Origin of the sequence: Phormidium sp. FACHB-1136 (assembly GCF_014697375.1) — a bacterium.
Taxonomy (GTDB): domain Bacteria; phylum Cyanobacteriota; class Cyanobacteriia; order Phormidesmidales; family Phormidesmidaceae; genus Nodosilinea.
Window position 1 is genome coordinate 1 of the sequence record NZ_JACJRS010000218.1, and the last position, 2,589, is coordinate 2,589.

3 protein-coding genes are annotated in these 2,589 nt (G+C 59.9%); all 3 read left to right on the top strand.

Annotated features, from left to right (window positions below; genetic code table 11):
- On the top strand, positions 1-505 hold a 505-nt coding region (locus H6G62_RS26675; RefSeq protein WP_190500813.1), incomplete at its 5' end, for an SLOG family protein.
- Between the two features lie 92 nt (positions 506-597).
- Positions 598-1,581 carry a DNA polymerase III subunit delta gene (gene holA, locus H6G62_RS26680; RefSeq protein ID WP_190500815.1) on the top strand — a complete coding sequence of 328 codons (984 nt, stop codon included), beginning with the start codon at positions 598-600 and terminating at the stop codon, positions 1,579-1,581.
- 16 nt (positions 1,582-1,597) lie between these two features.
- Positions 1,598-2,589 (top strand): DEAD/DEAH box helicase (locus H6G62_RS26685; RefSeq protein ID WP_190500817.1); only part of this gene is annotated, 992 nt, incomplete at its 3' end.

Genomic DNA, 2,589 nt, shown 5'->3' on the forward strand with positions numbered 1-2,589 from the left:
ACCCCCGACCTGTGATTTGGTGCTGGGCGTCACAGGCCATCGTCCCCACAAGCTCGCGCCCAAACCCCAGTGCTACTCCAAAGCCTTTCGGGTTGATTTGACTCGGTTTGCCCTGGAGCGCTTGACCGACATCCAACCCGAACAGGTCATTTCAGGCATGGCGCTGGGCTGGGATCAGGCGGTGGCCGTTGCCGCGATTAAGCTCGGTATTCCCCTGGTCGCCGTCGTTCCCTTCCAAAGCCAAGCATTACGGTGGCCCGCCCCCAGCCAGCGGCGCTATCACCAGATTCTAGCTAGGGCGGCGCATGTCGAAATCCTGTCCCAGGGCGGCTACTCACCCCAGGCGATGCAGGTTCGCAACGAGTGGATCGTTAACCACAGCCATCACCTCCTCGCCCTGTGCAATCCCGCCAAGCCCGGAGGTACCCAACACTGTCTGGCCTACGCCGCCCAACAGCACGTCCCCATCATCCACTGTTGGGACGCCTTCACACAGACCGTCTAACCCACCCAGCTATCGCTGGCACCCCGTGGTCCACGAGACTCAGCCGCCCTCCGTTAGCGTGACCGGATGTCCAAACGGAGGGTGGCTTTCCTATGCCCCTTACGGAACGCCTACCCATGCCCCTAACCCTACTGGTCGGTGATGATGACCACCAAATTCAAACCCATCTTGACCAACTCAAAGCCGAGCTTGACCCCGCTTGGCGTAGCTTCAGTGTCCACACCTTTGAGGCCGCCCATCTCAAGGCCGATGACCTGAGCCAACTCCTGAGAACCCAGGTCTATCCCACCGCCTGTAGCCCCCCAATGGCCAGTGACCGTAAGCTCGTCATCGTGAAGGAGGGCCGCCTCAGTGCTCAGCATTTTGAGGATCTGGCGTGGGTTGACGGGATGATTTCCACCACCCACCTGGTACTGTGCCTCGACACCCTCGATAAACGCACCAAGGTCGCCAAGCTCTTGACGAAGCACGGCACCGTCTACCCCTACACGGCCCTCAGCCCTTGGGACGAGGCGGGCATCAAAGCGGCGGTTAACGCCCAAGCTCAAGCCTCAGGGGTGCAGATGGGCCGTGGGGTCTTGAGCTACTTAGCGACCGCCATTGGCCACGACCGACAGCGGATGGAGAGTGAGTTGAGCAAACTCACCCTTTGTCCTCAGCCCGTCACCCTATCCTTGGCCCAGGCGCTGGTACCGAACCAAACCCAAACCGCCTTGCAGCTCGTTGACGCCATGCGCCAGGGCCAGCCCGCTCAGGTCGCCACCCTGTTCAAAGCCCTCGAAACCGTGCATCCCGGTGTCATCATCCACACCGCCCTCAGTCAGTTTCGCACCTGGTTCAAGGTAAAGGCGGCCTTGAAGTCCAAATCTCTGACCACGGATGCCGACATCGCTCAGTTCGCAGGCTTCGGCAATCCCAAACGCCTCTACTACCTCCGCCAAGAAGTCGCCCAGGTGTCGATGCGTCGCCTGTCTGAAACCGTGATTCGACTGCAAGCCCTATCGACAGAACTCAAAACAGGCCTGAGCCGCAGAGCTATTGGTATCGAATTGATGAACCTCGCCCACCGCACCTAACCTATAGGAAAAAACGATGGCTAACCCCGATACGTTTGCCGAAATCTTAGCCGCCACCTGGGCGACCCCTTCCCCAGATCACCCCCCCACGTCGTTCCCCACAACGCCCACACCCCCTATCGATGTCGAGGCCATCCTAGAGGCCATGACTCAGTGGGAAACGACCCTCCCCGGTCAAGCCCCGGACTTACAACCCATGCCAACGTCGGTACCCAAGGCGCTCCAGCAGGCTTTGGCCCACATCGGCATCGAAGCCTTATACAGTCACCAGGTCAAAGCCTATCAAGCCATCCGGCGAGGCAAAGACCTGGTGATGACGCCACCGACGGCAGCCGGGAAAACCCTAGCCGCCTATATCCCCATCATTGAAGGAGCGCTCACAGAAGGTCACCGCTGCCTCTCCCTCTATGGCCTCAAGGCGCTGGCCAGTGACCAGGAAGCCAAACTCTTGGAACTCCAGGCCGGGATGCCGGAGGCGGGTCTCACCGTTGCCAAAATTACCGGCGACCTTCAGGGCGGAGATGCCCGTGATGCGGTTTTGGCCGAAGCTCCCCACATCTTGGCCATGACCCCGGACTTGCTGCACCATGAACTCAGACGGGTCTACTGGTCTAATCCCTGGCAGCAGTTCATGGCCCAACTGCGCTACGTCATCATCGATGAACTCCACGCTTACCAAGGCGTGTTCGGTGCCAACCTCTGTTGGCTAATTCGACGGTTGAAGCTGGTCGTGGATAAGTGCGGCGGGGATGCGGATCACCTTCAGTTCATTGGCCTATCGGCGACGGTCGGCAATCCCAGAGACCTAGCCGGACGCTTAATCAGTCGGCCTGCGGTCAATGACGACGGCACCAAAAACACAAGGCTCACCTGGCTCCACAAGAGCGGGGCCAAGGCTCCTGACAAGCGACTCATCGTCACCCGCCCCAGCCGCAACATCAACGAAGACACCGCCCACCTAATGCTTCAGTTGATGGGAGCCGGAAAGCAGGGCATCACCTTTTGCGG